We start from the raw sequence: 25815 nt of genomic DNA, 5'->3' as shown, positions 1-25815 counted from the left end.
AGCCGCAACCGTGAAACTAGCGTGCTTGCCGCCGGACCCGTAGGCGGTCGCTCGCAGAGCGCTTGGGCGTAGCTTGGCTTCCCGTGCACTCGCCACCTGTAGACGATGCCGTCGACCGTGATGAGCCTTGAGCCCTTCTTGGTCAACGCCATGTCGATCCCTCGCGGTCGGCTGCCGGGTGGCAGCTAACCACGCCGCGCCAGGCCATGGGGCACAAGACGCTGTGAAACGTCGTCAAGCAGGGAGCAACCATGGCAGCCGAGACGCCTTGTGAGCAGGTGTCGGACAGCATCGCTGCTGGTAGCGCGGCAGCGGCCCGTAGTTCCGCTTCAACGTCGGAGGCTGCCCGGCTCGGCACCGTCACCTCCGCCTCATGGGCCACGCGGCCCATGCTGCTGCAGTCGCGCAGAGCATCAGGCAACTGAAGCCGCCGCAGAGCAGCAGGCCGAGTGCCCCCGCCATCCGCACCGGCACGAGCACCAACTACAGCTTCGCTCTCACCGACACCCAAGGCACCCCCACCCTCTATCTCAACAACACCGCCCAAACCCCCATCTGGCGCCAGTACACGCCCTACGGCGAGCCACGCGGCAGCGCCAGCGTCACCCCCGACAACCGAGGCTTCCTCAACAAACCCCTCAACGCCGCGACCGGGTTCACTCGACTCGGCGCCCGCGAATACGACCCCATCATCGGCCGGTTCATCAGCGTTGACCCGATCATGGATGGCACCGATCCGCAGCAGTGGAACGGGTACGCCTACAGCAGGATCAGCCCGGCCACCCTGTCGGACCCGTCAGGGCTGAAGCAATGCGGCGACGACAGATGCACCACCTACGAAACGGTCACGCCCGGTGGCACCCACACCGTCCACAGCGGAGGCTCCTCGGCCTCGACGCGCTACACGGGCCGAACCGATAACGGCCGTCCGTATCCCGACACCACCAAGGGCGAGCACTGGACGCCCGAGTACTACGCCGAGTTCTTCTACGGCACACACATCTCCAACGCCAAGAAGGACCACCCAGTCTACAGCGACATGTGCAAGAACGTCGGTGAAGGCTGCGCAGGACTGGACAACAAGAGACCCGGAGTCAACTGGGGCGTCGCAGGCGCCATGGTCCTCCTCCTCATCGCGGCCGCTCCCGAGTGCCTCGCTGTCGCGGTCATCTGCGCGAACGCGGTAGGCGATGGAATCGTCAGCTTCTACGGATACGGCGGCGGAGGCCCTCCGGCCAGAAGCGCAGGCGCTGGTGCTGCTGGGACGACGGCCAAGGGCACAACCACTGCGAATACCAGGGCGAGGTCGGCAGAGGAACTTCTTGCTTCGATTGGTAAGGAGGTAAAGACTGCCGGGGTCCTCGACCTAGGGAACGGCGAACTGATCCCGTTAGTGTCAGGGACATCATCCTTGCGCAACTACTCAGCCAGTGGGCACGTCGAAGGGCAGGCGGCTCTCATTATGCGGGAGCGTGGTGCCACGAGGGGTACCCTTCTAATCGACAACCCGAACGGTGTATGTGGATATTGCAACTCGCAGGTTCCGACGCTGCTACCCGAAGGTGCAGTGCTTGACGTCCGGACACCGCTCGGATCGGTGCCGCCGTCAGGACGCTGGTTCAACGGGAAGACGTTCACCGGCAACGGAGCCGATCCCAAGCCGCGGCCACGCTGATTTTAAAGTGGGGAAGCAGAATGACTATCTCGTGGACTGCCACATCACCGATATCCGGGAGGTTCGAGCCGATCGAGAGGGTGGGTGTCGATAGTCTCATTGCTCGCTTCGAGGAGTTGCGCGCCCGAGGTCGGGGGTATGCGGAGGTGCGTGGTGATCTCGAGTTCCCCGTACTAACACTTGGCTTCACGGGTTGTGTCGGCGTGATTCACCTCATGGCAAACGAAAACGAGACGTCGCTCCTCGTCGCGGACTCCCCCGGTCCTTCTGCTGCCGAGGTGCTGGTGATGGACGAGCTAATCGAGTTCGCGCCGGAGTTTGTACTGAGCCTTGAACTCGCCTGGCTGGTGGTCATGGAATTTGTTCAGACGGGCGACGCTGCGCGTGCGGGCGAGTGGTGCGAGCTGCAGTAAGCCGTCATCGAGCAGATCAATCACAGAATGTGTGCCAGAGCCAGGACGCCGACCCACGACAGCAGGGTCATTGCGTAGTCGAGTAGCTGCTGGTCACGGTGGTGATGAGGTCGTGTGGGCGGCGGTTGGCGCGTCGGGTGGCTCGGGCGATGTTGGTTTCGCCGTTGCCGCGGTGGAATCCGATGGCAGTGTTGCGGAGGACGGCTGCGACGGCGGGTCCGGTGCCGGTGCGGGCTCGGTGGGCGTCCTCGCCGAAGGTCACATCGCGGACCCAGTGCAGCCGGTTCTCGATATGCCATTCCAGCCGGGCCCATTGCTGCAGGTCGGCAGGCTGGGCGTGGGCGGCGGGCAGTGACGCCACCAGATAGACCGTCTCCCGGGTTCGCTTGCCGGCCACGGTGCGGGTGCGGGTGATCCGGACGGCCTGCTGAGCATGGGGAAAACCGATGCCGCCGGGAGTCTGCAGGGTCAGCGCCTTGACGGTGCGGGTCTCGCGTCGGCCGTGTCCGGTGTCGCGGTGCTGGTCCCCGATCGGCACCTGCGCCCACGGCAGCCGTTTGAGCTGGGCGTACAAGGTCGGCTGGTTGGCCTTGACCGACACGTACAGGTCCCCGCCGGCAGCGGCGACAGCTCGGGCGTGGGCGACCTGGGTATGCAGGGCGTCCGCGACGATCACCACCCCGGCCAGGCTGCCCAGCCGTGCCGTGACCTGTTCCAGCAGCGGGGCGAACGCGGGAATTTCGTTCGACTTCGCCGCGACCTGGACCTGCGCCAGGACCACACCGGTGCAGGTGTCGTAGGCCGACAGCAGATGGACCCGTCCCTCGGTCAGGACCGCGCCCCGCACCACCTTGCCGTCAACGGCGATGACCCGCCGCGCCGGCGGCGGCGCCGACACCCGCGAGCACAGCCAGTCGGCCAGGACCGCCGTCAACGTCTCGGCGTCGACGCGGACCAGCAGCCGCCACACCGTGCTCAGCACCGGCACCCGACCGGTGAACCCGAGCCGGCCCCACGCCGGCGCATCGAGATCGTCGACCCAGTCGACGATCGCGGCGAACGTGCAAGCCCCGGCCATCACCGCGCACACCGCGACCGCGAGCACGCTGGCCAGGGGGTACCGGACACCACGCGGGTCACGCGGATCGGGAACCCTCGCCAGGGCCTCCAACAGGCCAAACGCCTCACCGCCAGCAGTCGAGGAGCCGGGCGGGGCGGGGGCATGGTGACGGATCACGTCGATCAGCGATGATGACATGCGCGGGTGTGGTCCTTCTCGGTGTCATGTTGTCTCAGCAACTCCATGATCACCGACGGGGCCGCACCCGTCCTACGTCACCCTCCAATCAGGCCGACGAACCTGCGAAACCCCAGTTCAGAAGCACCCTCAGACGACTACGCAAAGCCCCTGCCCACGACAGAGGTCAAAAGCGGCTCACCAGGCCGCTGACCTTCAGGATTACCCTCTGTTCCTGTGGATAAAGCGCTTGTCGTCCCCGGCTGCGGGTGGAAGCGCCGATGGAGGTGATGTCGTCGACGAGGGAGTCGATGGTGATCAGCCGAAGTTGGAGGTCACGGGTCGCCAGTACGTGGTCGATGAGCTCCCCGTGGCCCTGATAGATCCGGGAGTAGGCGCGTGCCGGCGGGAGACGCCGATCGAGGTTGTACAGCCGGACGGCGTCGCCCTTGTCTGGGCGGTTGACGTCCCCGTCCGCTGTGCCTTCGAGCAGGACGGTGGTGATGGCGTCGGGTCCGTCATTGAGGTCGCCGCACAGAACCGTCGGCACTCCTGGCTGCCCGTTTACCGCGGCGGCGAGGACCTCGTTGAGGTGCACGCGTAGGGCGACGGCCTCAGCGGTGCGCCGCAGCAGGGCGTACCCGGCTCCGCGGGCACGTTCGTCTTCGTTGAGGGGGTAGCGTCGCCCGCCCGGGTAGGTGAGCAGTTTACTCTTGAGGTGCGCAGTCAGCAGCCGTAGTCCCGCTGCGCCGCAGTCGATGTGCACCTAAAGTGTCCCACGACCGAGGTGGGTGAGGGTGCCGCCGTCGACGTCAGGGACCGCTGGCAGGCCGCCCGCTGGCAGCGCGACGAGCTGCGCTTCCTCGGTGAGGGGACGCCGGGCGAGGACAGGTGCGCGGACGCCACGGTTGTCCGGGTGAGTGGACACCACTGCCTGCCAGTGCTCCCCGAGGGTGGCTCGAAGGGGTGCCGATCTCTTGCAGAGCGACGATGTCGGCGCCGGTGCCGGCGATCAGCCCGGCGAGGTAGGTGAGCTTCGCGGTGTAGGTGGCGTCGGCGTCGGTGTCGTCGGATCGGAACAGGTTCTCCACGTTCCACGTCATGACGATCAGGTCGTTGGTCACCGTCGCTCCCGCAAGTCCAAGTGTAGTGTCAACCGCTGAGAGTCGCACTCCCGGACGGTGCGTGGGCCGGATTGTCGCCATCTCGCCATCTCGGCACGTGTGAGCAAGCCGGCGCGGATGAGCGCGACTGCCGGCTCGGCGCCGCAGCGACCCGTTGGGGGCGGTCGGGGTCAGTGTTCTCGGCGGCCTGCGCCGCTCTTCACAGCGGAGTCCATCGATGGACATGATGGGGCGAGATGGTCGTCATCCACGACGGCTGCCTGAGGAGGCCCTCATGTCCCTGACCCGACGACTCACCACATCCGCACTGGCGCGCCGCGCTGCGGCCGTGGTCCTCGCCAGCACCGTCCTGGTCGCCATCGACGCCGGGGTCGCCGTGGCGACACCTCCCGGTATCCCTTCCAAAGCGACCGCCCAATCGCAGCTCAACGGCCTGACCGTCGCCAGCGAAGGCTCGACGAGCGGGTACTCCCGCGATCTGTTCCCGCACTGGGTCACTATCAGCGGCACCTGCAACACCCGCGAGACGGTCCTCAAGCGCGACGGCACGTCCGTGGTCACCGACAGCAGTTGCGCGGCGACCTCGGGCAGCTGGTACAGCCCGTACGACGGGGCGACCTGGGCCGCGGCCTCCGACCTCGACATCGACCACGTCGTGCCCCTAGCCGAGGCGTGGCGCTCGGGTGCCAGTGGGTGGACCACCAGCCAGCGGCAGAGCTTCGCCAACGACCTGACCCGCCCGCAGTTGATCGCGGTGACCGACAACGTCAACCAGTCCAAGGGCGACCAGGACCCGTCGACGTGGCAGCCGCCGCTGTCGTCGTACCGGTGCACCTATAGCAAGATGTGGATCACGGTGAAGTCCAGCTGGGGGTTGACCCTGCAGTCGTCGGAGAAGTCCGCCCTGCAGACCATGCTGAACACCTGCAGCTCCTAACATTTCACCCCCATCGGCGCGGTTCCTCACGAGCGCCGACGCGAGGGCGCCGCAAGCGGGTACTGCCCGTGGTGTCGGCGGACCCGGGAGTACTGCCGCTGGAGGGCGGGGCCGCTGCTTGCGCGGCCCCGCCCTCCAGCGCCTGGGACGTATGCCGTGCCCTCGCAACGACCCGACCTCGGGAATGATCATTTTGGTGGGGGACGACGCCGTCGCGGGCAGGTCACTACCGTCGGGCCAGGCGACCGTCGGCTCGCCGTCGGCGTGTAGCCGGCCTTCGTCGGTGACCCGCAGAACGGACGGGCGTTGCGTCATCACGGCCACCGTGTCCAGGGGCCACCACGGGCCGGCAGCCAGCGCGTCATCCCGGCACCCCTCGCACATCGGTGTCACCGCCGGCTTTTCAGGCGGAGCCGACACGACGCGGCTACCCCTGACAACTGCCGTTGCAGCGCTAGTACTCCAGCCGCACCTGCCTGATCTAGAGTTTTCGCAGTTCATCACCGTGATTGACGCCTTCCCGGCGCCGTGCGGGTAGTTGCGGATGTCGATGCTGATCGCGGAGTGGGCTGGCTGAGCGCACTTTCTGTCTGTTGTGGTCAGTCGTAGAGCGGGCAGGCTCCCGTGCTTGTGTTGATCGATGAGATCGTGGGTTGGCGGACAGGTCTGGATGATCTGCTGGCGCGGTTCTCGCACCGGTTCGGGCGGGCAGAGCCACGCCGGCAGGCGCTGGCCTACCTGGTCGGGTTGCTGTCGCCCCTGGCCAGCAAGAACGGCTGGACCCTCGCCGAGGCTGCCGGTGATACCACGCCGAATCGGATGCAACGGCTGCTCAACAAGTCCGCGTGGGACCCGGACTCTGTTCGTGACGACCTGTTCGCCTATGTGACCGAGCACCTCGGCCACGACGACGGAGTATTGATCGTCGACGAGACAGGTTTCCTGAAGAAGGGGATCAAATCGGCCGGGGTGCAGCGCCAGTACTCCGGCACGGCTGGGCGGACGGAGAATTGCCAGCTGGGAGTGTTCCTCGCCTACGCCAGCCCGGCCGGGCGCACGCTGATCGACCGAGAGTTGTATCTTCCCCGCGGCTGGTGCGACGACGCTGTCCGCCGCGTCGAGGCCGGCATCGCCGCGAACGTCGAGTTCGCGACGAAGCCTGCGCTGGGTCTGCGGATGATGCAACGCGCCATCGTCGCCGGCCTGCCGGCGAAGTGGGTCACCGCGGACGAGGCATACGGGCAGGACTCGAAGTTCCGGACGTGGCTGCAGCAGCAGCGCCTCGGCTACGTCCTGGCCGTGCCCCGCAACCAACGAATCCCCACCGTGGTGGGTAACTCCCGACCAGACGTCCTCGCCTCTGCCGCGCCGGCCCTGGCATGGAAGCGCCGCAGTTGCGGCGACGGCGCCAAAGGGCCGCGACTCTACGACTGGGCCGTGGCCTCCCTGCCCGGCGCTGACGACAGCTACGGCCACTTGCTGTTGATCCGCCGCAGCATCACCGACCCCACGAACCTGGCCTACTACCTGTGCTTCGGCCCAACCGAGACGCTCTACGAGGACCTGATCCGCATCGCCGGGACCCGGTGGGCGATCGAAGAGTGCTTCCAGACGGCCAAGAACGAGGTCGGACTGGATCACTACCGGGTGCGTCGGTACGACGCCTGGTACCGGCACATAACGCTCGTTCTGTGCGCCCACGCCTACCTCACCGTCACCGCCGCGCAGGCCAAAAGGGGGCACCGAATCCGATGACGGCCTCATCCCTCTTACCCTCGGCGAGGTCCGCCGTCTCCTGGCACACCTGATCACCACCATCCGATCCTTCCACCACATCCATCGATGGTCACGATGGCGACGCCGACACCAATACCGCGCCAGAACAGCCCACTACCAGCGAAGACTCCGACTTCATCAGATGCGGCTGGAGTACTAGCCGGCATGCCCACCGGCGCCGACCGCGGACAGCCTGTCGAGCCACGGCCGTGTCAACGCCGGCTGAACTTTGACCCCTGTGTTCCGGCCGAATGTTGACCCCCTTGCTGGTTGTTGATGTTCAGTCGTTGGTCTTGGTGGCCGCGGGGACGCGGCCGAGGTCGCGGTCTTTGAGCCGGTAACTGTCGCCCTTCATCGAGATGACCTCGGCGTGGTGGACGAGCCGGTCGATCATGGCTGCGGCGACTACGTCATCGCCGAACACTTCGCCCCACCGGCCGAAGGGCTTGTTGCTGGTGACGATCAGGCTGGCTCGTTCGTAGCGGTTGGAGACGAGCTGGAAGAACAGGTTCGCGGCTTCGGCTTCGAAGGGTATGTAGCCGACCTCGTCGACGATCAGCAGCGGGATCCGGCCGAGCTTCACGAGCTCGTCTTGCAGGCGGCCGGCGTGGTGGGCGTCAGCGAGGCGGGACACCCACTGGGCGGCGGTGGCGAACGCGACCCGGTGCCCGGCCTGACAGGCCCGGATCCCCAGGCCGATGGACAGGTGGGTCTTGCCGGTGCCGGGAGGGCCCAAGAAGACGACGTTCTCCTTCGACGCCACGAAGTCGAGGGTGCCCAGGTGGGCGATCGTCTCCCGCTTCAGGGACCGTTGGTGGTCGAAGTCGAACTCCTCCAGGCTCTTGCGGGCCGGGAACCTCGCGGCTCGGATGCGTCCCTCTCCGCCGTGGGCTTCGCGGGCGGCGACTTCGCGTTGCAGGCAGGCGGCGAGGAACTCCTCATGCGTCCACGACTCGGCCCGGGCCCGCTCCGCCAGGCGTTCGACGGAGGCGGCGAGGGACGGCGCCTTCAGTGCGCGGGTGAGGAACGCGATCTCCGAGGCGACGTTGCGACTGGTCTTGGCGGCCATCACGCAGCCACCTCAACGTCCAGGCCGAACAGGCGGTCGTAGTCACTCAGCGGCCGGCGTTCGACCTGGGCGTCGACCGCGGTCGTCGGCTTGTGTTGGGCGGCGACGCGCAGGTCCGCGGCGGCTTGCCGGTGGGCGGGGTCGGTGATGCTCTGATGCTTGGCCCAGCAGCGATCATGCCGGGCCACCGTCCGGCCGTCGCAGAACACCGCCACCTGGTCGCCGTCGGCGGTGACCTCGACCCGCCGCCCGACCACGGATGGGTGCACCGAGTAGTCGTTGCCGTCCACGCGAACGTAGTGATTGCGGGGCAGCCGAGTGGTCTGCCGCCAGCCGACCACCGGCGCGACCGGCGGCAGCGGCAGCATCACCTGCCGGTCGGCGTCCCACCGCTCAGCCGGCCGGCAGCCCAGCATCCGATGCTGGCGGTTGTTCGCCCGCACCAACCACTCGGACATCTGGACGTTGAAGTCCTGCGGTGAGGCGAAGCGGCGTCCGGGCAGGAACGAGGTCTCCAGATAGCCGTTGGCCCGCTCGACCAGACCCTTCGATTCCGGGTCCGCCGGCCGGCACTGGATCACCTTGATGCCCAGAGTGCCGCGGAAGGCGTTCATCGCCTCCGTCAGCTGCGGCCTGCCGCCCCGCCACTGCCCGACCGCAGCCTCGTTGTCCCACACCAACGCCTTCGGCACCCGGCCCCAGCCGGAGATCAGCGTCCAGTGCCCGACCAGCAGGTCCGCCGACTGCCGCGACGGGATCATCACCGCCGACAGCCACCGCGAATACCCGGACACCATCACCAGCACCGGCGGCCGCCCGACCTGCCCGAAACCCAACGGCACGTCCGCTGGCGGGAACCACAGATCGCATTGCACCAGCTCCCCCGGCAGATACTCCGTCCGCTGCGCCGGGTCGGGTCGGCGGAACAACGGCCGCAGCCGCTGCACCCGATCAGCGAACACCGTCTTGCCGCGAGTCCACCCGACCCGTTCCATGATCACCGTCGTCGGCATGTCCGGAAACTCCGCCAACAACGCCCTGATCTGCGGCTCGACCGCGTCCACGATCGAACCCTTCGCCGCCCGCTGATAGCGAGGCGGCTCATGACTGGCCAAGGCCTTGCGCACCGTGTTCCGCGAAACCCCCAGCCGACGACAGATGGCCTTGATCGCCATCCGCTCCGCCCGGTGCAACCGACGGATCTCCGCCCAGTCCTCCACGCTCAGCACCTCCCGATGCTTCCGGAAGGGGTCAAGATTCAGCCGGAACCACGGGGTCAGTTTTCAGGCGGAGCCGACAGGCCGGGCCACCGGCGCCCCCTGATGCACCGCCGTGGCGACTACGACCCTGTGATCTGCAGATATGCAGGCAGCGGCGGAGGTTGTCGCAATGCGGACGGGAGCAGGTCCGGATGCCCGGGCGGATCCCCGCCCCCTGCGGCGGTCGACACCGGCGGTTCTACTTCCACGCCCGCAGCACGCCGTGCGGCGTCCAGGTGTTGCCGGGAAGCCGCTCGGTGCGCTGGAATCCCACGTCCGCCAGCCACTCCTCGTATTCTCCCCAGTGGTAGATCGTGCTGTTTGGTGCCGGCAGCGTAGCGAAGTACACGTTGTCCAGGGCGGCATACAATGGTCCATCGCCCGTGTCGTGGGAGAACGCGTTGAAAATCAGCACCTGCCCACCGAGAGGCAGGCACTCATAGGCTTTCCCAAGCAGCGTCTGGTTCTCCTCCGGTGACCAGATGACCAGCTGGTTCGCGAAGAGGACGCAGTCGTGGCCACCCGGGTAGTCATCCGTGAAGATGTCACCGGGGTGCACGACGATGCGGTCCTCGAGGCCCTTCTCGGCGATGTTCTTGCGAGCGAAGTCAAGCGCACTGGGCAGGTCGACCACGGTGAACGACGGCCCGGGATTGGCGTGCGCGAGGGCGATCGAGTTGACGGCGTCACCGCCTCCGACATCGAGGATCCGGCGGACGCCGCGCAGGTCGGCACGGTCGACCAGAACCGGGTTCGCGAGGCGGGACCACGAGCTCATGCATCGGTAGAACAGGCCCTTGAGCACCGGCTGCGACGCTATGCGGTGGTAGAGGTCATCGCCCTCGCCATCGATGCGCCGCAGGCCGACGTTCGTGTTCTGTTGCAGGGCCGGGGTGAGGTCCACGGATGCCGGCACCGTGATCCGTGACTCGAACTCGATGATGTCTCCGATGATCTCCCAGCTGCCGTCGGCGATCATGTCGCCGATGAGCGGGGCGTTGTAATAACGACCGTCTACCCGCACGGTCAGCCCGAGCGCCGTGGTTCCCAACAACAGGGTCCGCGCCGCTCGTGGCTGCAGCTCCAGGAGCTCGGCCACCCGCTCGCCGGTCAGCCCGCTCTCCGTTGCGAGCAGGGAGAACAGACCGAGCTCGTGGCCGGTGTGCAACAGCTGAAAGGCAGATGATCCGAACAGGATCCTGATCAGCGCGTCGTGGTCGACCTGTCGTACCTGGGGCATTTGTACTCTCCTGGGCTAGCTTTTCTGGTCAGGTGACTCGGGATCGGCTGGCGGAGAAGCGCTCGTACCGCTGAGTGGTCATCACGTGGCACAGGCGGTCCACGGCGTCCCAGACGTCGATGAACCGGGTGTAGAGCGGTACGGGAGCGAGCCGGATGCGCCGGGGCTGCCGGAAGTCACAGATCACGCCGGCCGCGGTTAGCGCCTGACAGATGCGCCATGCCTCGGAATGCTCCAGAGCCACGTGAGTGCCGCGGCGCTGGGCGTCGGCGGGCGACGCGAGGCGGAACCCGTGCGGCTCCAGTCGCTGCCGGACCAGCGCCACCAGGAACTCGGTCAACCCGGTGCCTTTTCGGCGCAGCTCGTCGATACCGGCCTGCTCGATCAGCATCAGCGCCGGGCCGAGCGGCGCCATGGACAAGACGGGCGGGGTGCTGACAAGAAACCGGCCGACGGTGCCCACGGGGTCGTAGTCGGCACCCATGCCGAACTGATCACGCTGACCGAACCAACCCCAGATCGGCTGGCGGAGGGACGCCTGTACGTCATCGCGGACATAGAGAAACGCCGGTGCGCCTGGGCCAGCATTCAGGTACTTGTACGTGCAGCCGACGGCCAGCTCGGTGCCTGCGGAGCCCAGCTCGACGGGTACGGCGCCGACCGCATGGGAGAGGTCCCACACCACACGCGACCCGGCGGCTCGCGCGATGTCGTTGACACGCGCCATGTCCAGCAACGCGCCGCAGCGGTACGACACCAGGGACAGGACGACGAGCGCCACCTCATCGTTCACCGCAGCCTCGAGGTCGGCGAGGGAGATGCCCTCGTCGAGGTCGCTGCCGATTGCCCGGATCGTCATGCCGTGAGCTCGGGCGAGCCCCTGCATGATGTACCGGTTGGTCGGAAAGTCCTCAGCGTCCACGACGATCGTGCGTCGGGACGGGTCAGCGTCCCCCAGCGCCGCGGCGGCCAGCTTGTACAGGTTGACGGACGTCGAGTCGGACAGCACCACTTCGCCTGCACTGGCACCGAGCACAGCCGACGCCAACCGGTCACCGAGCGCGGCCGACCAGTCGATCCACTCATGCCACGACCCGATGAGCCCCTGCCCCCACCCTGCGCGAACTACCGCGTCCACGACCTCCGGGGTCTCGCGCGGAAGCCGCCCCAGCGAGTTACCGTCAAGGTAGATCGTGTCATCGTCGACGACGAACCGGGTCCGGAAGGCCGCGAGCTCATCGCGACCGTCCAACCGCTCGGCGTCGGCGCGGGAGATCTGCTCCACCTGTGTCATCGCGCTCCTCGTGCCCCACGGCCGTCGCCCATCAGAGCGAGGTCCGCATGGACCACAGTTCGGGAAAGAATCGGTGTTCACTGATACGGGTGAGCCAGGGCACCCCTTCGGTCCCACCCGTTCCGGACTTGCCACCGAGAATCCGCTGTACAACCGTTAGATGGGTGTAGCGCCACCGTGCGAAGGACTCGGCTACGTCCATGAGCGACTCGCCGAGCAAGTACAGATCATGGTGGCGGACCGGGTCCGCATAGACCTCACGCCAGGCCTGTTCAACGCTGCCGTGCGGCTCGTACGGTTCGTCTGCTGCGCGCGTGAAGACCTCGTCGACGATGGCCATCCCGCGTCGGCGCAGCACGCCGAGCACGGCGTCGTACAGACTCGGCTCCTGCAGCTGGCCCTGCACCGCAGCGGAGCTGTGCTTACCCCGGTGCGGCTTCACCATATGTGGGTTCTTGTTACCCAACAAGAATTCCAGGCGGCGATACGACGCCGATTGAAAACCGGAGGCTTCACCCAGGACGTCACGGAACTCCGCGAACTCCCCCGGGGTCATGGCGCTGAAGAAGTCCCACGACGACAGCGCGGCCTGTTGAACGCGGACAGCACGACGCAACGTCCATAAAGCCTCCGCCACACCGTCGCGCAACAATTGATCACGAGCCGCCGCAAACTCGATGTGAAGCAGTTTGAAGAGCAGCTCCATGACCTGGCTCATAATGATGAATCCCGGCTCGGCGGCCGCCCGCGTCTGGGGATGCTGCAGCGTGAGCAGGGCATCCATGTGGGCATACGCCGCGTACGCCGTGGAGGGAACGGTGTGGTCGTCGAGGTACGGGCACGACGGTGATGGGTCATCGTGCCGGCCATCTCGGTCCGCCGACAGGGTCATGCTGTGGGCTCCGACACCGCCGTCGGGTTTCCGGCCCTCGACGGATCAGGGTCATCGGATCGCTGATGCAGCGCGAGCGCCTTCCGGTAGTGGGCCGTCAGCACCGGGTCGATGTTCTTTGCCTGACGCCGGTGCCGGCCCCCGAAACGGCGGCGGTACTCGTCGAACCACTCGGCGCGTTCCGCCAGGAAGAAGATGTCGTGAATCGCCATGGCACGCACCGCCACCAGCGGAACGGGTGAGCGGCTGACGAGGAACGAGGGGTTGCGGGCAGCCGGTTCCGGGCACTCGGGGTGGAACTGGCCGATCATGAGACCACGCTCGACGCTTTCCGACTTGACCAGTGCGTGCGCCTCGTCGAATAGCGGGTAGGCCCCTCGCGGTAGGTCGGGCAGCACGACCAGCAACGAGCGGAGGGAAGGGTTGGTTGCCGACCAGTCGGCCTGCTCGAACTCGTCCAGGCTGCAGCGGATGACCTCCGCGAGCAGCGGGAGCCCCGCGGCGGGTCCCACGAGCCGCACCACTGTCTTGATCGCGTTGACCCGCCTCGCCGGCGCGACGAACGGACACACCGCGCCCGGTCTCCCGATCTGCTCGTGGGGCTGGGCGACGTAGGAGCTTAACCATTCGTCCACGATGTCGAGGGATTCCGTCAGGTCAAGAGTCAGTACATCGGTGGTCATGGTGTTTTCCTCCCTCCGAGTGTACCGCGACTGGCGATTATTCGTACGAGACAGGAATGTGCGGCATCGACCTATCGACCGTAACAGCGTATGGATGAGCCATCCCCGCGACAAGCCATCAGAAGTGGCCTAAGAAGCGGTTGGTGCGGTCGCCGACAATATCGGCTCGACCGGCACATCAGCACCACAATGTCGCCGCATTCGGGCGACTGTCCCGCCGGCGGGACAGTCGCCCGGAATAGCTAGGCGGCGGTGCAGCCTGCCGCCGCGTTGACATTCACGTCGCTCTCGACTCCGATCACGATAGCCGTCTGCCGAGCCTCCCTAGAATGCCGAGCGCAACACTCCGCGTGCGGTCGACGTCGTGGGCACCGGTCGATGATGCTCCTTAGGCTGCACCGGCTGCTCCGCAGGCCTGAGGGGAGCTCACCGCCCCTGCCTGGCGTTCCGTCTAGATCAGTGCGATGCACCCCTGGAGGGCATGTGCCGCAGCCCCGAAGTCCCTGGATCCGAACTCTCACACCGGCGTCGGCCACGCCCAATCAACTCATCTGCCTGCCCCACTCGGGAGGCACCGCTTCCTACTACACGCCGATGGCGCACCTGCTGGCCGACGACATCGAGACACTCGCGATCCAATATCCGGGACGCCAGGATCGATACGGTGAACGCGCCATGGACTCCGTCTACGAGCTCGCCGACCACGTCACCGAGGCGCTGCTCCCCCAGATGGGGCGTCCCACCTCATTGTTCGGGCACAGCATGGGCGCGGCAGTGGCCTTCGAGGTCGCTGTCCGTCTGGAGGCTCGTGGCCACCGTCTCGTGGCCTTGTTCGTCTCCGGACGCGCGGCACCCGACTCGCCACTCGACCGGAACTTTCACGCCGTCGATGACGACCAACTCGTGCAGGAGCTCGTGCGGCTGGGCGGGACAGACCCGGCCATCGTCGCGAACAGTGAGTTGATCGAGCTGATACTTCCGACGATCCGAGCCGACTACCGGGCCAGCGAGACGTATCGTCACCGGGGCGACGTCGTCCACTGTCCGCTGATCGCGCTGAGCGGCACGGCCGATCCCTACGTCCCGCCCGGCGCGGGCGCATCCTGGCACGGCTACACGGCCGGTCCTTTCCGGCTGTACGAGCTTCCGGGCGGTCACTTCTTCCTCGATGAGCATCGTGACCGCGTCCAGGAGATCATCCGCGAGCACGCTGGGCACCCGAGGCATCAGCATGGCGAGGCGGCTGCGCGAGCGCGCATTCCGTGACCCGGACAAAGCCGAGCCGCCCGGGACAGTGATGTCCCGGGCGGTTCTTTTGTGGGCCGATCCGGGGCCGCCGGGCAGCATCACCGAACGGCGGCACCCTGCCGGACCTCGGCATGGGCATGCCGGCTAGTACTCCAGCCGCATCTGATGAAGTCGGAGTCTTCGCTGGTAGTGGGCTGTTCTGGCGCGGTATTGGTGTCGGCGTCGCCATCGTGACCATCGATGGATGTGGTGGAAGGATCGGATGGTGGTGATCAGGTGTGCCAGGAGACGGCGGACCTCGCCGAGGGTAAGAGGGATGAGGCCGTCATCGGATTCGGTGCCCCCTTTTGGCCTGCGCGGCGGTGACGGTGAGGTAGGCGTGGGCGCACAGAACGAGCGTTATGTGCCGGTACCAGGCGTCGTACCGACGCACCCGGTAGTGATCCAGTCCGACCTCGTTCTTGGCCGTCTGGAAGCACTCTTCGATCGCCCACCGGGTCCCGGCGATGCGGATCAGGTCCTCGTAGAGCGTCTCGGTTGGGCCGAAGCACAGGTAGTAGGCCAGGTTCGTGGGGTCGGTGATGCTGCGGCGGATCAACAGCAAGTGGCCGTAGCTGTCGTCAGCGCCGGGCAGGGAGGCCACGGCCCAGTCGTAGAGTCGCGGCCCTTTGGCGCCGTCGCCGCAACTGCGGCGCTTCCATGCCAGGGCCGGCGCGGCAGAGGCGAGGACGTCTGGTCGGGAGTTACCCACCACGGTGGGGATTCGTTGGTTGCGGGGCACGGCCAGGACGTAGCCGAGGCGCTGCTGCTGCAGCCACGTCCGGAACTTCGAGTCCTGCCCGTATGCCTCGTCCGCGGTGACCCACTTCGCCGGCAGGCCGGCGACGATGGCGCGTTGCATCATCCGCAGACCCAGCGCAGGCTTCGTCGCGAACTCGACGTTCGCGGCGATGCCGGCCTCGACGCGGCGGACAGCGTCGTCGCACCAGCCGCGGGGAAGATACAACTCTCGGTCGATCAGCGTGCGCCCGGCCGGGCTGGCGTAGGCGAGGAACACTCCCAGCTGGCAATTCTCCGTCCGCCCAGCCGTGCCGGAGTACTGGCGCTGCACCCCGGCCGATTTGATCCCCTTCTTCAGGAAACCTGTCTCGTCGACGATCAATACTCCGTCGTCGTGGCCGAGGTGCTCGGTCACATAGGCGAACAGGTCGTCACGAACAGAGTCCGGGTCCCACGCGGACTTGTTGAGCAGCCGTTGCATCCGATTCGGCGTGGTATCACCGGCAGCCTCGGCGAGGGTCCAGCCGTTCTTGCTGGCCAGGGGCGACAGCAACCCGACCAGGTAGGCCAGCGCCTGCCGGCGTGGCTCTGCCCGCCCGAACCGGTGCGAGAACCGCGCCAGCAGATCATCCAGACCTGTCCGCCAACCCACGATCTCATCGATCAACACAAGCACGGGAGCCTGCCCGCTCTACGACTGACCACAACAGACAGAAAGTGCGCTCAGCCAGCCCACTCCGCGATCAGCATCGACATCCGCAACTACCCGCACGGCGCCGGGAAGGCGTCAATCACGGTGATGAACTGCGAAAACTCTAGATCAGGCAGGTGCGGCTGGAGTACTAACTGGCCGTGCAGCGCGGCGTGCCTCGCTTGCGGCCGGCATGCCGCGCTGTGCACGGACGACGTTGATGGGACTCAGATGTCAGACGCGGCCGTGCAGGTCTGCCGCTGCGGCGTCATCAAGCGCGCGGAGCATCCAGTGTTCGAAGTTGTCGGCGGAGAGCTCGGCAGCCTGGCGCCATCGCTGTACCCGCTCGGCGGTGACGGAGAGCTTCGGCAGCGGCTCCATGAGCGTGCCGCCTTTGGCGTCCTGCTGGCGGTGCGTGCGGATGTTGCGGCGAAGCTCGTTGCGCGACCAGCCGAACTCGTCGGCCAGGTCCAGCCACCTGTCCTGCTCCTCCGGTGGCAGCGAGCCGACTTCCGCGTGGTGCTGGAAGCTGAGCGTCTCTCGTCGGCGCTCGATCGGGAACTTGCGCGCGACCCACGCGTAATTACGCAATGTCTGGTAGTCGAGCCGAGACTCCTCGATGGCCCGTAGATATCGGTCGGAGTATTCTCGTTGGCCGTAGACGAGCCAGTCGCCAAGACACCAGGCCGACGAATCGACAATGCGGGAGATCTGTGAGCCGGCGTGTTGCCACCGCTCGAATGTCAGTGCAGCGGGAATGCGTAGCCCCACCCGCGTCGTCAGGATATCCTTGTCTGTAGTGTCCGGGCAGCGGTCGATTCCTTCGCTGCCGCGTGCAAGACCATTGCGCGGATGCCGGCGACGAGGGTGGTGTCCGGCGGTCCGCTGCGGTGTGGACCTGTTGGTCGTCAAGATGCGCTCCCCCGCTTATGGTGTCCTGTGAGAAGGCCGGGCACACGACACCCGAAATTTAGTCGCGAAACATCCGAATAGCAATTTTCTAGATCCCTCCCTTTGCATTGAACCGTAACCGATCTGAGATCTGACTGTCGAGTGTGATTAAGATCACAGCATCGTTATAGGAATTCCAATCTTTGGCTATTTCATAGCCGTGGGAATTGCTCGCCGGGTCCAGTGCCTCGCGATGCCGCGCGAGGCGGCGCGCGGTTCGCGGCGGTGGGACTCGGGCGGTGCGGGGGTCGGGAATGACGTCGCCGTGGACCACTCACCGGTACTGTAGCTCCAGTTCTTGAAACGGCCCTATCGATTGCTGGCCATAGAGGCAGGTGGGCGGGATTGAGCCGCCGCAGCGTTGGTGTGGCTCATGATGGGCGGATGGTGTGGAATATGGTGCCAGGCCTGTCGGATCAGGGCGGGCGGCCTTGTCCGTGACGATTCGGAAGAGCGCCGTCGCGGCGAGCACCCACATGAGCCGGTGGGTGGGGCAGTCGGGGTCGTAGTCTTTCCTAGTGCCTCGTCACGCAGCTTTGAACGGGTAATCCGTGTGGCGGATCTTGGAGTTGATCGCGAACCCGGATTTCGGTCGGGCGTGTTGGTTGCGCCAGCGGATGTAGGCGCCGATGGCGGCGTCCTGCTCGGGGTGGCTGCGGTGGTCGGTGCCGTTGAGGGCGAAGTAGCGGACGGCGGCGAACTCGGCCTCGATCCAGTTCAGCCAGGACGCATACGTCGGCAGGAACACCAGGTCGACCTGGTTGGCGGCGCACCAGGCGCGGACCTCGGGGTGCTTGTGCGGGGAGAAGTTGTCCAGGATCAGGTATAGGTGTTGGTCGGGCCAGCGGCGGCGCAGGGTCTTGAGGAAGCTGAGGAACTCGCGCCACCGTTTGCGGTCGCGGATGCGGTAGTGCAGCTTGCCGGTGGCCAGGTCGAGGGCGGCGATCATGTGCCGTACGCCCTGGTCACGCCGGTAGGTGGCGCGTAGTCGCACCCGGTGTCCGACGCCTCGCCATGCGCGGCCGGGGCGGGGTTGCAGGTTGAGTGGCCCGAACTCGTCGATGCAGAGCTTCACCGAGTTACGAGACGTCCTTTAGTGCTGTGACCGGAAACGTTGGCCGGTTTCAGGCCGCCGTTTTGGCGGGGGTCTGACCCCAGCGGCGTTGTCGTTCGGAGCGGATCCGGGCTCGTTCGCGGCGTTGGGCGGCGAGGACGTCGGGGTGACGGGCGTTGGCGTTGCGCCAGCGCAGGTAGTTGTGCAGGGTTTGGGTCGCGGCGGGATGGTTGGGATGGTTCGACCCGGCCACGACGAACATCCGCAGCGGTCCGAAGTGCGCCTCGATCGGGTTCGCCCACGACGAGTACGTCGGGGTGAAGCACAACTCGACCCGGTTCCGGGCCGCCCACTGCCGGATCTTGACGCCGCGATGCGCGGAGAGGTTGTCCAGGATGACGTAGACCGGCGCGCCGTCAGGGCGGGCGGCCCGGATGCTCTTGAGTGCTGCCAGGGTGTTCGCCGCGGACTTTCGCTGGCGCACGACACCCCAGAGGGTGTCGTCGCCGACGCTGTAGCAGGCGTGGAACTGCCGGACCCCGTGCAGCTTGTGGTAGTTGCCGGGGAGCCGGTCCGGATGTCCGGCCCGAGTCCAGGACGCGCCAGCGTGTGGCCGGATCGTCAGCGGCCCGAACTCGTCGAAGGCGAAGACCCGGTCCGGGAACGTCGTGGTCACCGCCTCGATCCGGGCGAGTTTCGCCTCAGCGTTCGGGTCGTTGGTCTCCTTCCACGTCTTCGTCCGCTGGAAGGTGATGTCGTGGCGGTGCAGGAACTCCCGCAGCCGTTCCCGGCCCACGAGCACCCGACGCGGGCCGTGGTTGTGAGCAAGGTAGTCCGCGAGTTTTCGCAGGCTCCACCGGGTGAACGGCTGGCCGAGCGCTTGCGGTCTGGTCTTGGCCGTCGCGACGATGAACGCTTCGTCGTCTTCACTGATTCGGCGGGGACGGCCACCCGCCCACCGAGGGTCCAGGCAGGCCAGGCCCATTTCGTTGAACCGGTGGATCACCTCACGGACCGCGTCCTCGTCCCCCTGGACCAGGCGGGCGATTGCCGCGACGGTGTTCCCACTGGCCGAAGCCATGATCACCATCGCCCGACGCAACCGGATCGGAGACCCGGTCCCACGCCGCACGATCTGCTGTAGTCGCCGGCCCTCGTCATCACTGAGCCGACGAGCCCGGACAGGTTCTGCCATCCCGACAGCCTGAACCCCCCCACCAGCCACCACCACGACCACTGACCGGCGTGTCACCCAACCCGGCCAACGTTTCCGGTCACAGCACTACTAGCTCCGCGCGGGTGGCGGCGAGGAAGGCGTGGGCGAGCATGCTGATCGTGGCGTAGTGGTGCCAGGGGATCTACGAGCGGACCTGGTAGTCGCCCAGGCCGACGCGGCCCTTTCCGATCTTGTCAGGGCCTGCCGGATGAGCAGAGTGTGGGTGAACCCGGCAGCGGGCGGACGGTCTGTGACGCTCACCTGCTGGGCGGCCGAGTCCGAGCAGCGTTCTTCGGTGCCGTGTCCGGCCGGGCGGCGCTGCCGTGCCTGGGTGGGGCGTCCGGCAGCAGCGTGTCGGGCCGGTGGGCCTGATCGCGCGCTTCGATCAAGGTCAGGTCGAGCAGCACCGCGAGGACGTAGCCGACCCTGGCGGTGCAGAATGTCCGCAGCCTCGGGTCGCGACCGCAGCTGGAATCGGCGACCAGCCACCAAAACCGCAGCTTCGAGTCGGCCAACGCCCGGCGCAGCAGATCAAACGGGCTTCGTCACCAGCGTCCGGTCGGCGGGCACGCCGGCGTCGGCCCGGCGGACCGGGTCATCGATCCCGCACGCCGGCAGGTACCAGGCCCGGTCGATGAACGCGTGCCCGTGCCGGCCGGCGTAGGCAACATGACCATCCATGGGCAGTTCTCGGTCTGCCCGCTCGCGCCGCAGTGCTACGGGGCGACCCCGACACTCTTTCGACCCTTCTTGATCACTCGGGTGTCGTCGAGGACCAGCGCCGCCTCGTCGTTGGCCAGCCCGTAGCCGCGCAGCCAGTCCCGCGACGCCTCGACATCCCAACTCGCCGCGTTCAGCAAAACACTGAAACCGTTTCGGCCGAGCCAACCCTGCACGCTCCGACATTCCCGGCAGTTCTTCTCGCCCACTCCCGCCAGCAACGCCCCTCATCGATATCCACCAACCGTCAGCACGTTACCCGCACCGAGGGCAACGACAGATCAAGACAACGGTTTCAAGATCTGGGGCTGTAGTGCCGGGTCAGTAAGGCAGGCAGGGGCTTTGCGTAGTCGTCTGAGGGTGCTTCTGAACTGGGGTTTCGCAGGTTCGTCGGCCTGATTGGAGGGTGACGTAGGACGGGTGCGGCCCCGTCGGTGATCATGGAGTTGCTGAGACAACATGACACCGAGAAGGACCACACCCGCGCATGTCATCATCGCTGATCGACGTGATCCGTCACCATGCCCCCGCCCCGCCCGGCTCCTCGACTGCTGGCGGTGAGGCGTTTGGCCTGTTGGAGGCCCTGGCGAGGGTTCCCGATCCGCGTGACCCGCGTGGTGTCCGGTACCCCCTGGCCAGCGTGCTCGCGGTCGCGGTGTGCGCGGTGATGGCCGGGGCTTGCACGTTCGCCGCGATCGTCGACTGGGTCGACGATCTCGATGCGCCGGCGTGGGGCCGGCTCGGGTTCACCGGTCGGGTGCCGGTGCTGAGCACGGTGTGGCGGCTGCTGGTCCGCGTCGACGCCGAGACGTTGACGGCGGTCCTGGCCGACTGGCTGTGCTCGCGGGTGTCGGCGCCGCCGCCGGCGCGGCGGGTCATCGCCGTTGACGGCAAGGTGGTGCGGGGCGCGGTCCTGACCGAGGGACGGGTCCATCTGCTGTCGGCCTACGACACCTGCACCGGTGTGGTCCTGGCGCAGGTCCAGGTCGCGGCGAAGTCGAACGAAATTCCCGCGTTCGCCCCGCTGCTGGAACAGGTCACGGCACGGCTGGGCAGCCTGGCCGGGGTGGTGATCGTCGCGGACGCCCTGCATACCCAGGTCGCCCACGCCCGAGCTGTCGCCGCTGCCGGCGGGGACCTGTACGTGTCGGTCAAGGCCAACCAGCCGACCTTGTACGCCCAGCTCAAACGGCTGCCGTGGGCGCAGGTGCCGATCGGGGACCAGCACCGCGACACCGGACACGGCCGACGCGAGACCCGCACCGTCAAGGCGCTGACCCTGCAGACTCCCGGCGGCATCGGTTTTCCCCATGCTCAGCAGGCCGTCCGGATCACCCGCACCCGCACCGTGGCCGGCAAGCGAACCCGGGAGACGGTCTATCTGGTGGCGTCACTGCCCGCCGCCCACGCCCAGCCTGCCGACCTGCAGCAATGGGCCCGGCTGGAATGGCATATCGAGAACCGGCTGCACTGGGTCCGCGATGTGACCTTCGGCGAGGACGCCCACCGAGCCCGCACCGGCACCGGACCCGCCGTCGCAGCCGTCCTCCGCAACACTGCCATCGGATTCCACCGCGGCAACGGCGAAACCAACATCGCCCGAGCCACCCGACGCGCCAACCGCCGCCCACACGACCTCATCACCACCGTGACCAGCAGCTACTCGACTACGCAATGACCCTGGTAAGGCAGGCCCGCTGGACTTGGTGCCGACGGTTGCTTCGGACGTGGCGGCCGGCTACTGCATTGCCTTGATCCGACGTTCCTCCATGACGGAGCCCGACTCACGCTGTGCCATGCGACGCAGCACGGCGGGCGCTAGGACCAAGCCGATGACCGCCCACAGGCCCAGAACGGCGGCGGTCTCCAGTGGGCGCCACGAGTCCGCGATTTCGACCGCGGCCATGGTGTCGGGGAGGAGAGCTCCGCGCATTCCCAATCCTATCCAATAGACTGGGAAGACCTGTGCCACCGCTTGCATCCACTGCGGGGCTGAAGTGAGCGGGAAGAAAATTCCCGATATCCCGACGATGGCGATCAGCGGAAACATCAGCACGCCGATATTCCGTGGATTGGACAGCAGCGAACCGGCGATCGCGCCGAACGGCATGGTGGCTAGGAGGCCGAGAGCCAGCACCCACAGCAACGTGACCCATGACGACGCCCGATCGAGCACGAGATCGTTGAATAGGAAAATTCCCGGAACCAATAGAATCACCACTGTCGACACGGCCGACGCAGACGACTGCATGATTTTTGCGATGAGGTAGGCCAGCATTCCGTTGGGCGCCGTCTTCGCCCGCAACAGGGTGCCGTCTTCTCGCTCCATCAGCAGGGTAAAGGCGACCCCCTGGATGCCGTTGAAGGCCAGCATGAGGCCGATTACTCCGGGCAGCGTCGTCGTGGCGAGCGAGAAGTTCGTGCCGTCGATCCTGGAGTCCCGAAGGAAGACGGTGACGACGAGGAACACGGTGGGGAGGAAAATTATCCCGATGATGTCCTGAGGGCTGCTGAACGCCTGTCGGACTTCGATCCACCCGGCGCCGAGCCCGCTACGCACGGCGGGGGACTTCGCAGAGATCATCTTTGCGCCTCCGCAGCGACCTGGGCGGGAGTTTCAGCATGGGGATTGCTGGCACGAAAATCGTCCGTGCGGACGATGGACAGGTAGGTGTCCTCGAGCGAGGGGCGATAGACGCTTATGATCTCGATATCGTCGCTCGAGTCGAACAAGCGGCGCAGGTACGGTATGGGCTCACTCGTCTCGTCGGTGAAGGTTTCTGAGCCCTTCCGCCAAGTAACGGTGGTCTTGGCGGTCACTGTACCGGCTAGCTCGGCCACGCTCCCGTCGGCTCGGACCCGCCCCTTCGCCAGAATGATGATGCGGTCGGACAACTTCTCCGCTTCGGCCAGGTCGTGGGTAGTGAGCAGAATGGTGGTGTTGCCAGACTTCGCCAGGTCCTGCACCAGGGAGTGGAATTCCCGGCGTGCTTCCGGGTCGAAGCCTGTTGTCGGCTCGTCGAGGAAGAGAACCTCGGGGTTGCCGATGATACCGATGGCCACATCAAGACGCCGGCGCTGCCCGCCGGACAACTGTCCCACCTTGCTGGCCGCCTTGTCGGTCAGGCCGACGGCCGCGAGAACTTCGTCGACGTCTCGAGGCCGCGGTATCGCGGCGCTAGCATACGGCCGGTACAGGGAGCCGTGGTTGACCAGCAGGTCCCGCACCTTCCATTTCGCGTGATCGCGCCAAGACTGCAAGACGACGCCGATGCGAGCGCGCCACGCCTCGTCTCCCTGAGCCGGGTCGACGCCGAGGACGGTGACGGTGCCGGCCGAGCGCCGGCGGAAACCCTCCAGAATCTCGATGGTCGTCGTCTTCCCCGCGCCGTTGGGACCAAGCAGGGCGAGAACCTCACCCCGGCGCACGGCGAAGGTCACGTCGTGGAGTACCTCGTTGGAACCGTATTGCATGCGGAGGTTGCGGACGTCGACGACGTGATCGCCGCGATCCCGCGTTGATGGCTCGTAAGGCAATGTCGCTCCCCTTGAGTTGATCGTGGCAACGCGAGACGGTACCGGCGCTCCGGCGGTGTACGCCCCTGGCGCGTCGGTGTCGGTCACGCCTTCGCAGACTGCATCTCCGCCAGGCGTTCCTGCGCCTCGGCCAGATCCTCCGGTGTCGGTGCGTCGTCCTGCGTCAGCTGCAGGCGCCAGTAGCCGGTGAAGTCCACGAGGCGCTTGGGCATGCCGCGGTCCCCGACTAGGTGCCGTCGAATGCCGCGCACCGCGTTGGCCTCGCCGCCGACCCAGGCGAAGCCCGTGCCGTCGGGAAGGTTCACCGCCCGGACCGCCTGCAAAAGCGCGTCGCTGTGCCCCGGCTCGATCGAGCCGCGATGCAGCCACGTCGTCTCGAGCCGCGCGCGAGTCGTCAGCGGCTGTTCGTCGGGCGCCCCGGCAACCTCGATGAACGCGTATGCGGGCTTGTCCGCGGGCAGGCGCTCGATGATGGTGCTCATCGCTGGAATGGCGGCGTCGTCACCGATCAACAGCACCCAGTCGGCATCGTTGAGCTGGGCCGACAGCGGGGTATGGCGGGCGAACATGGCCGACGGTCCGAACACGCCGAGAGTGTCGCCCGGCTTGGCGTTTACGGCCCACTGGGTCGCCGGCCCGGCGTGCTTGTGCACGACGAAATCAATGGCGATGGAGGACGTCGCGGCATCGTGCCAGCGGATGGTGTAGCTGCGCATCCAGGGGCGTTCGTCGTCCGGGATCGCGCTGTACGCCTGGTACCAGCTCATCACATCAGTGTCCGCGGTGGCGGCGGGCAGCGAGGGCCGGGCCTGTCCGGCGCGGGGAAAGTACAGCTTGACCTGTTGATCTGGTTCGGACAGGGACAGGCCTTGAAGATCGTCACCCGTGAGCACGACGCGGATCATGTGCGGAGTGATCTGGTGCGTCTCGCTGACGCGAAGGAACCAGATGGGCAACTTGCTCATAGAAACTCCTGTGGAAACGGAGGCGGCGACGTGCGGCCGAGGCAACTCAGTGTGGTCGAGAGGCGCGGCGCCACGCCATGGCACCATCGCCTGTCTCGCTATTCGCTCATAGTGCTCTGCCTTATGCTGTCACGATACTTTACGCCATAAGTAGTTGCAACTGAGCTGCGCCACGCCGCGTCAGCAAAGACCCATCTGCCGCAATACAGCGTCACCGAGCGCCGACCCCGGTACGGCCAGATCGTAGGGAAGATCGAAATGGTTGCGACCGACCGCAACCACCTCGGTCACTCGGGTGCGGCCGCGCAACGCCCGCACCATCTCCCCGTGCTGCCGCTGGTACTCCTCGGTCTCATTGTCCCCGCGGGCGATGACCACAGGCGGCAGCGCAGACGCGAGGTGCCTGACGGGGCTGAGCAGACGCGCCCGCGACATGTCGAGCCCGAGCGCCTCGTTCACGTAGCTCCGCTGCACCGGCTCCAAGTCGTACATGCCGCTGAGCAGGACGCAGCCGGCGACCGCCGGGCGAGCCGCCCATCCGGTGAGCACCGCCGCGGCGGTCAGGTGTGCCCCGGCCGACGAACCGGCGACGTGAATGCGCCGCGGCGAGAAACCCAGCTCGCCGGCGTGCTCCGCCAGCCAGGTGAGGCTGCGCCGCACCGAGGCGATCATCTCCGGCAGCCCCGTCTGCGGGGCGAGACCGTAGTCGATGGCGGCGAACGCGGCGCCGGCACGCTGAACCGCAGGCGCCGCGAACGCCGACTCCGTGCGGCTCAACGCCTGCCAATTGCCTCCATGGACGAAGACCACCAGCGCCGCGTCGGTGGGCGCATCCGCCGGGAAGAAGTCGAGCTTCTCATGCGCCCCGATTCCGAAGGGCAGACCCGCGCGCGCCCGTCCCATGGCGCGCGCCGCGGCGCTGCGGGCGACGTACTCATCGAGGTACGCCTGCAGCGACCGCACCCGAGAGCTGGGTGAGTACTGCAGGTCCAGGGTGTGGCGGTCATAGTCCCGCCACGACGTGCGGGCAGCGGCGGCGCTCGTCACCTCACAC

General features: G+C 66.8%; 25 protein-coding genes and 1 pseudogene. 6 read left to right on the top strand and 20 right to left on the bottom strand.

The window, feature by feature from the left end; all coding sequences use genetic code 11:
• Positions 1-373: 373 nt before the first annotated feature.
• Together ACN268_RS11695 and ACN268_RS11690 are read left to right on the top strand one after the other, a co-directional pair.
• Positions 374-1675, top strand: coding sequence for an RHS repeat-associated core domain-containing protein (locus tag ACN268_RS11695; protein ID WP_421483228.1), 1302 nt, complete (start codon positions 374-376; stop codon positions 1673-1675).
• A 20-nt stretch (positions 1676-1695) separates the two neighbouring features.
• The gene (locus ACN268_RS11690; RefSeq protein WP_421483226.1) at positions 1696-2088 is read left to right on the top strand and encodes a hypothetical protein; all 393 of its coding nucleotides are present in this window, start codon (positions 1696-1698) and stop codon (positions 2086-2088) included.
• 67 nt (positions 2089-2155) lie between these two features.
• On the opposite strand, the gene ACN268_RS11685 is transcribed toward ACN268_RS11690, so the two are convergent.
• The 3 genes from ACN268_RS11685 to ACN268_RS11675 form a co-directional block, all read right to left on the bottom strand.
• On the bottom strand, positions 2156-3346 hold the full coding sequence (locus ACN268_RS11685; protein WP_421483200.1) for an ISAs1 family transposase: 1191 nt from the start codon (positions 3344-3346) through the stop codon (positions 2156-2158).
• 166 nt (positions 3347-3512) lie between these two features.
• Positions 3513-4091: an endonuclease/exonuclease/phosphatase family protein gene (locus ACN268_RS11680; RefSeq protein WP_421483224.1), complete on the bottom strand. Its 579-nt coding sequence runs from the start codon at positions 4089-4091 to the stop codon at positions 3513-3515.
• 46 nt (positions 4092-4137) lie between these two features.
• Entirely contained in the window at positions 4138-4449 is a 312-nt protein-coding gene (locus tag ACN268_RS11675; RefSeq protein WP_421483222.1) for an endonuclease/exonuclease/phosphatase family protein, read from the bottom strand.
• Between the two features lie 274 nt (positions 4450-4723).
• Between ACN268_RS11675 and ACN268_RS11670 the strand changes: the two genes are divergently transcribed.
• Positions 4724-5386 carry an HNH endonuclease family protein gene (locus ACN268_RS11670; RefSeq protein ID WP_421483221.1) on the top strand — a complete coding sequence of 221 codons (663 nt, stop codon included), beginning with the start codon at positions 4724-4726 and terminating at the stop codon, positions 5384-5386.
• Positions 5387-5596: 210 nt separating this feature from the next.
• Here ACN268_RS11670 and ACN268_RS11665 read toward each other — a convergent pair.
• Positions 5597-5770 (bottom strand): annotated as a pseudogene (locus ACN268_RS11665) (DUF6745 domain-containing protein); the annotation flags it as partial.
• 252 nt (positions 5771-6022) lie between these two features.
• Here ACN268_RS11665 and ACN268_RS11660 point away from each other — a divergent pair.
• On the top strand, positions 6023-7141 hold the full coding sequence (locus ACN268_RS11660) for an IS701 family transposase (RefSeq protein ID WP_421486861.1): 1119 nt from the start codon (positions 6023-6025) through the stop codon (positions 7139-7141).
• Between the two features lie 301 nt (positions 7142-7442).
• Here the strand turns inward: ACN268_RS11660 and istB are convergent, their stop codons facing one another.
• The 6 genes from istB to ACN268_RS11630 all read right to left on the bottom strand — a co-directional run bounded on the left by istB (position 7443) and on the right by ACN268_RS11630 (position 13599).
• A complete protein-coding gene (istB, locus tag ACN268_RS11655; protein WP_178062895.1) occupies positions 7443-8231 on the bottom strand; it encodes an IS21-like element helper ATPase IstB in 789 nt (262 codons plus the stop codon).
• Complete coding sequence (gene istA / locus ACN268_RS11650) at positions 8231-9460, bottom strand: IS21 family transposase (protein ID WP_421483219.1); 1230 nt, start codon at positions 9458-9460, stop codon at positions 8231-8233. The genes istB and istA overlap by 1 nt, the downstream gene beginning before the upstream one ends.
• Before the next feature lie 229 nt (positions 9461-9689).
• A complete protein-coding gene (locus ACN268_RS11645; RefSeq protein ID WP_421483218.1) occupies positions 9690-10730 on the bottom strand; it encodes a methyltransferase in 1041 nt (346 codons plus the stop codon).
• A gap of 28 nt (positions 10731-10758) precedes the next feature.
• Positions 10759-12024 carry a kynureninase gene (gene kynU, locus ACN268_RS11640; protein ID WP_421483217.1) on the bottom strand — a complete coding sequence of 422 codons (1266 nt, stop codon included), beginning with the start codon at positions 12022-12024 and terminating at the stop codon, positions 10759-10761.
• A 31-nt stretch (positions 12025-12055) separates the two neighbouring features.
• Complete coding sequence (locus ACN268_RS11635) at positions 12056-12916, bottom strand: tryptophan 2,3-dioxygenase (RefSeq protein WP_421483216.1); 861 nt, start codon at positions 12914-12916, stop codon at positions 12056-12058.
• Positions 12913-13599, bottom strand: coding sequence for a DUF6875 domain-containing protein (locus tag ACN268_RS11630; protein ID WP_421483215.1), 687 nt, complete (start codon positions 13597-13599; stop codon positions 12913-12915). Before ACN268_RS11630 ends, ACN268_RS11635 begins: the two co-directional genes overlap by 4 nt.
• A gap of 378 nt (positions 13600-13977) precedes the next feature.
• Between ACN268_RS11630 and ACN268_RS11625 the strand changes: the two genes are divergently transcribed.
• Positions 13978-14865: a thioesterase II family protein gene (locus ACN268_RS11625; RefSeq protein WP_421483214.1), complete on the top strand. Its 888-nt coding sequence runs from the start codon at positions 13978-13980 to the stop codon at positions 14863-14865.
• A 307-nt stretch (positions 14866-15172) separates the two neighbouring features.
• Here ACN268_RS11625 and ACN268_RS11620 read toward each other — a convergent pair whose 3' ends face one another.
• From ACN268_RS11620 to ACN268_RS11595, 6 genes are all read right to left on the bottom strand, one after another.
• Positions 15173-16291: an IS701 family transposase gene (locus ACN268_RS11620; RefSeq protein WP_421486861.1), complete on the bottom strand. Its 1119-nt coding sequence runs from the start codon at positions 16289-16291 to the stop codon at positions 15173-15175.
• 261 nt (positions 16292-16552) lie between these two features.
• The gene (locus tag ACN268_RS11615; RefSeq protein ID WP_421483213.1) at positions 16553-17230 is read right to left on the bottom strand and encodes an LmbU family transcriptional regulator; all 678 of its coding nucleotides are present in this window, start codon (positions 17228-17230) and stop codon (positions 16553-16555) included.
• A 565-nt stretch (positions 17231-17795) separates the two neighbouring features.
• Positions 17796-18344 carry an IS630 family transposase gene (locus ACN268_RS11610; protein ID WP_421483212.1) on the bottom strand — a complete coding sequence of 183 codons (549 nt, stop codon included), beginning with the start codon at positions 18342-18344 and terminating at the stop codon, positions 17796-17798.
• 49 nt (positions 18345-18393) lie between these two features.
• The gene (locus ACN268_RS11605; protein WP_421483211.1) at positions 18394-19518 is read right to left on the bottom strand and encodes an IS630 family transposase; all 1125 of its coding nucleotides are present in this window, start codon (positions 19516-19518) and stop codon (positions 18394-18396) included.
• Positions 19519-20070: 552 nt separating this feature from the next.
• Entirely contained in the window at positions 20071-20220 is a 150-nt protein-coding gene (locus ACN268_RS11600; protein ID WP_421483210.1) for a hypothetical protein, read from the bottom strand.
• A gap of 35 nt (positions 20221-20255) precedes the next feature.
• On the bottom strand, positions 20256-20399 hold the full coding sequence (locus ACN268_RS11595) for a hypothetical protein (protein WP_421483209.1): 144 nt from the start codon (positions 20397-20399) through the stop codon (positions 20256-20258).
• A 347-nt stretch (positions 20400-20746) separates the two neighbouring features.
• On the opposite strand from ACN268_RS11595, the gene ACN268_RS11590 reads away from it, so the two are divergent.
• Positions 20747-21937 (top strand): ISAs1 family transposase, encoded by a 1191-nt coding sequence (locus ACN268_RS11590; RefSeq protein WP_421483200.1) that lies wholly within the window; start codon positions 20747-20749, stop codon positions 21935-21937.
• Between the two features lie 60 nt (positions 21938-21997).
• Here the strand turns inward: ACN268_RS11590 and ACN268_RS11585 are convergent, their stop codons facing one another.
• From ACN268_RS11585 to ACN268_RS11570, 4 genes are all read right to left on the bottom strand, one after another.
• On the bottom strand, positions 21998-22840 hold the full coding sequence (locus tag ACN268_RS11585) for an ABC transporter permease (RefSeq protein WP_421486860.1): 843 nt from the start codon (positions 22838-22840) through the stop codon (positions 21998-22000).
• Positions 22840-23733: an ABC transporter ATP-binding protein gene (locus ACN268_RS11580; RefSeq protein ID WP_421486859.1), complete on the bottom strand. Its 894-nt coding sequence runs from the start codon at positions 23731-23733 to the stop codon at positions 22840-22842. The genes ACN268_RS11585 and ACN268_RS11580 overlap by 1 nt, the downstream gene beginning before the upstream one ends.
• Positions 23734-23879: 146 nt before the next feature.
• Positions 23880-24761: a siderophore-interacting protein gene (locus tag ACN268_RS11575; RefSeq protein ID WP_421483208.1), complete on the bottom strand. Its 882-nt coding sequence runs from the start codon at positions 24759-24761 to the stop codon at positions 23880-23882.
• A gap of 180 nt (positions 24762-24941) precedes the next feature.
• Positions 24942-25808, bottom strand: a complete 867-nt coding sequence (locus ACN268_RS11570) for an alpha/beta hydrolase (protein WP_421483207.1) — start codon at positions 25806-25808, stop codon at positions 24942-24944.
• Positions 25809-25815: the final 7 nt, after the last annotated feature.

This window comes from Micromonospora sp. WMMD735 (assembly GCF_049178995.1).
GTDB classification, from domain to species: Bacteria; Actinomycetota; Actinomycetes; order Mycobacteriales; family Micromonosporaceae; genus Micromonospora; species Micromonospora wenchangensis.
Note: the sequence above shows the minus strand (reverse complement) of the source record. Positions and strands in the feature narration are given on the sequence as shown.

Coding starts and splice junctions, on each gene's coding strand:
- ACN268_RS11695 (WP_421483228.1), top strand. CDS start 374: ATGGGCCACGCGGCCCATGCTGCTGCAGTCGCGCAGAGCATCAGGCAA.
- ACN268_RS11690 (WP_421483226.1), top strand. CDS start 1,696: ATGACTATCTCGTGGACTGCCACATCACCGATATCCGGGAGGTTCGAG.
- ACN268_RS11685 (WP_421483200.1), bottom strand. CDS start 3,346: ATGTCATCATCGCTGATCGACGTGATCCGTCACCATGCCCCCGCCCCG.
- ACN268_RS11670 (WP_421483221.1), top strand. CDS start 4,724: ATGTCCCTGACCCGACGACTCACCACATCCGCACTGGCGCGCCGCGCT.
- istB (WP_178062895.1), bottom strand. CDS start 8,231: ATGGCCGCCAAGACCAGTCGCAACGTCGCCTCGGAGATCGCGTTCCTC.
- ACN268_RS11645 (WP_421483218.1), bottom strand. CDS start 10,730: ATGCCCCAGGTACGACAGGTCGACCACGACGCGCTGATCAGGATCCTG.
- kynU (WP_421483217.1), bottom strand. CDS start 12,024: ATGACACAGGTGGAGCAGATCTCCCGCGCCGACGCCGAGCGGTTGGAC.
- ACN268_RS11635 (WP_421483216.1), bottom strand. CDS start 12,916: ATGACCCTGTCGGCGGACCGAGATGGCCGGCACGATGACCCATCACCG.
- ACN268_RS11630 (WP_421483215.1), bottom strand. CDS start 13,599: ATGACCACCGATGTACTGACTCTTGACCTGACGGAATCCCTCGACATC.
- ACN268_RS11625 (WP_421483214.1), top strand. CDS start 13,978: ATGATGCTCCTTAGGCTGCACCGGCTGCTCCGCAGGCCTGAGGGGAGC.
- ACN268_RS11605 (WP_421483211.1), bottom strand. CDS start 19,518: ATGGCAGAACCTGTCCGGGCTCGTCGGCTCAGTGATGACGAGGGCCGG.
- ACN268_RS11600 (WP_421483210.1), bottom strand. CDS start 20,220: ATGGATGGTCATGTTGCCTACGCCGGCCGGCACGGGCACGCGTTCATC.
- ACN268_RS11590 (WP_421483200.1), top strand. CDS start 20,747: ATGTCATCATCGCTGATCGACGTGATCCGTCACCATGCCCCCGCCCCG.
- ACN268_RS11580 (WP_421486859.1), bottom strand. CDS start 23,733: ATGCAATACGGTTCCAACGAGGTACTCCACGACGTGACCTTCGCCGTG.
- ACN268_RS11575 (WP_421483208.1), bottom strand. CDS start 24,761: ATGAGCAAGTTGCCCATCTGGTTCCTTCGCGTCAGCGAGACGCACCAG.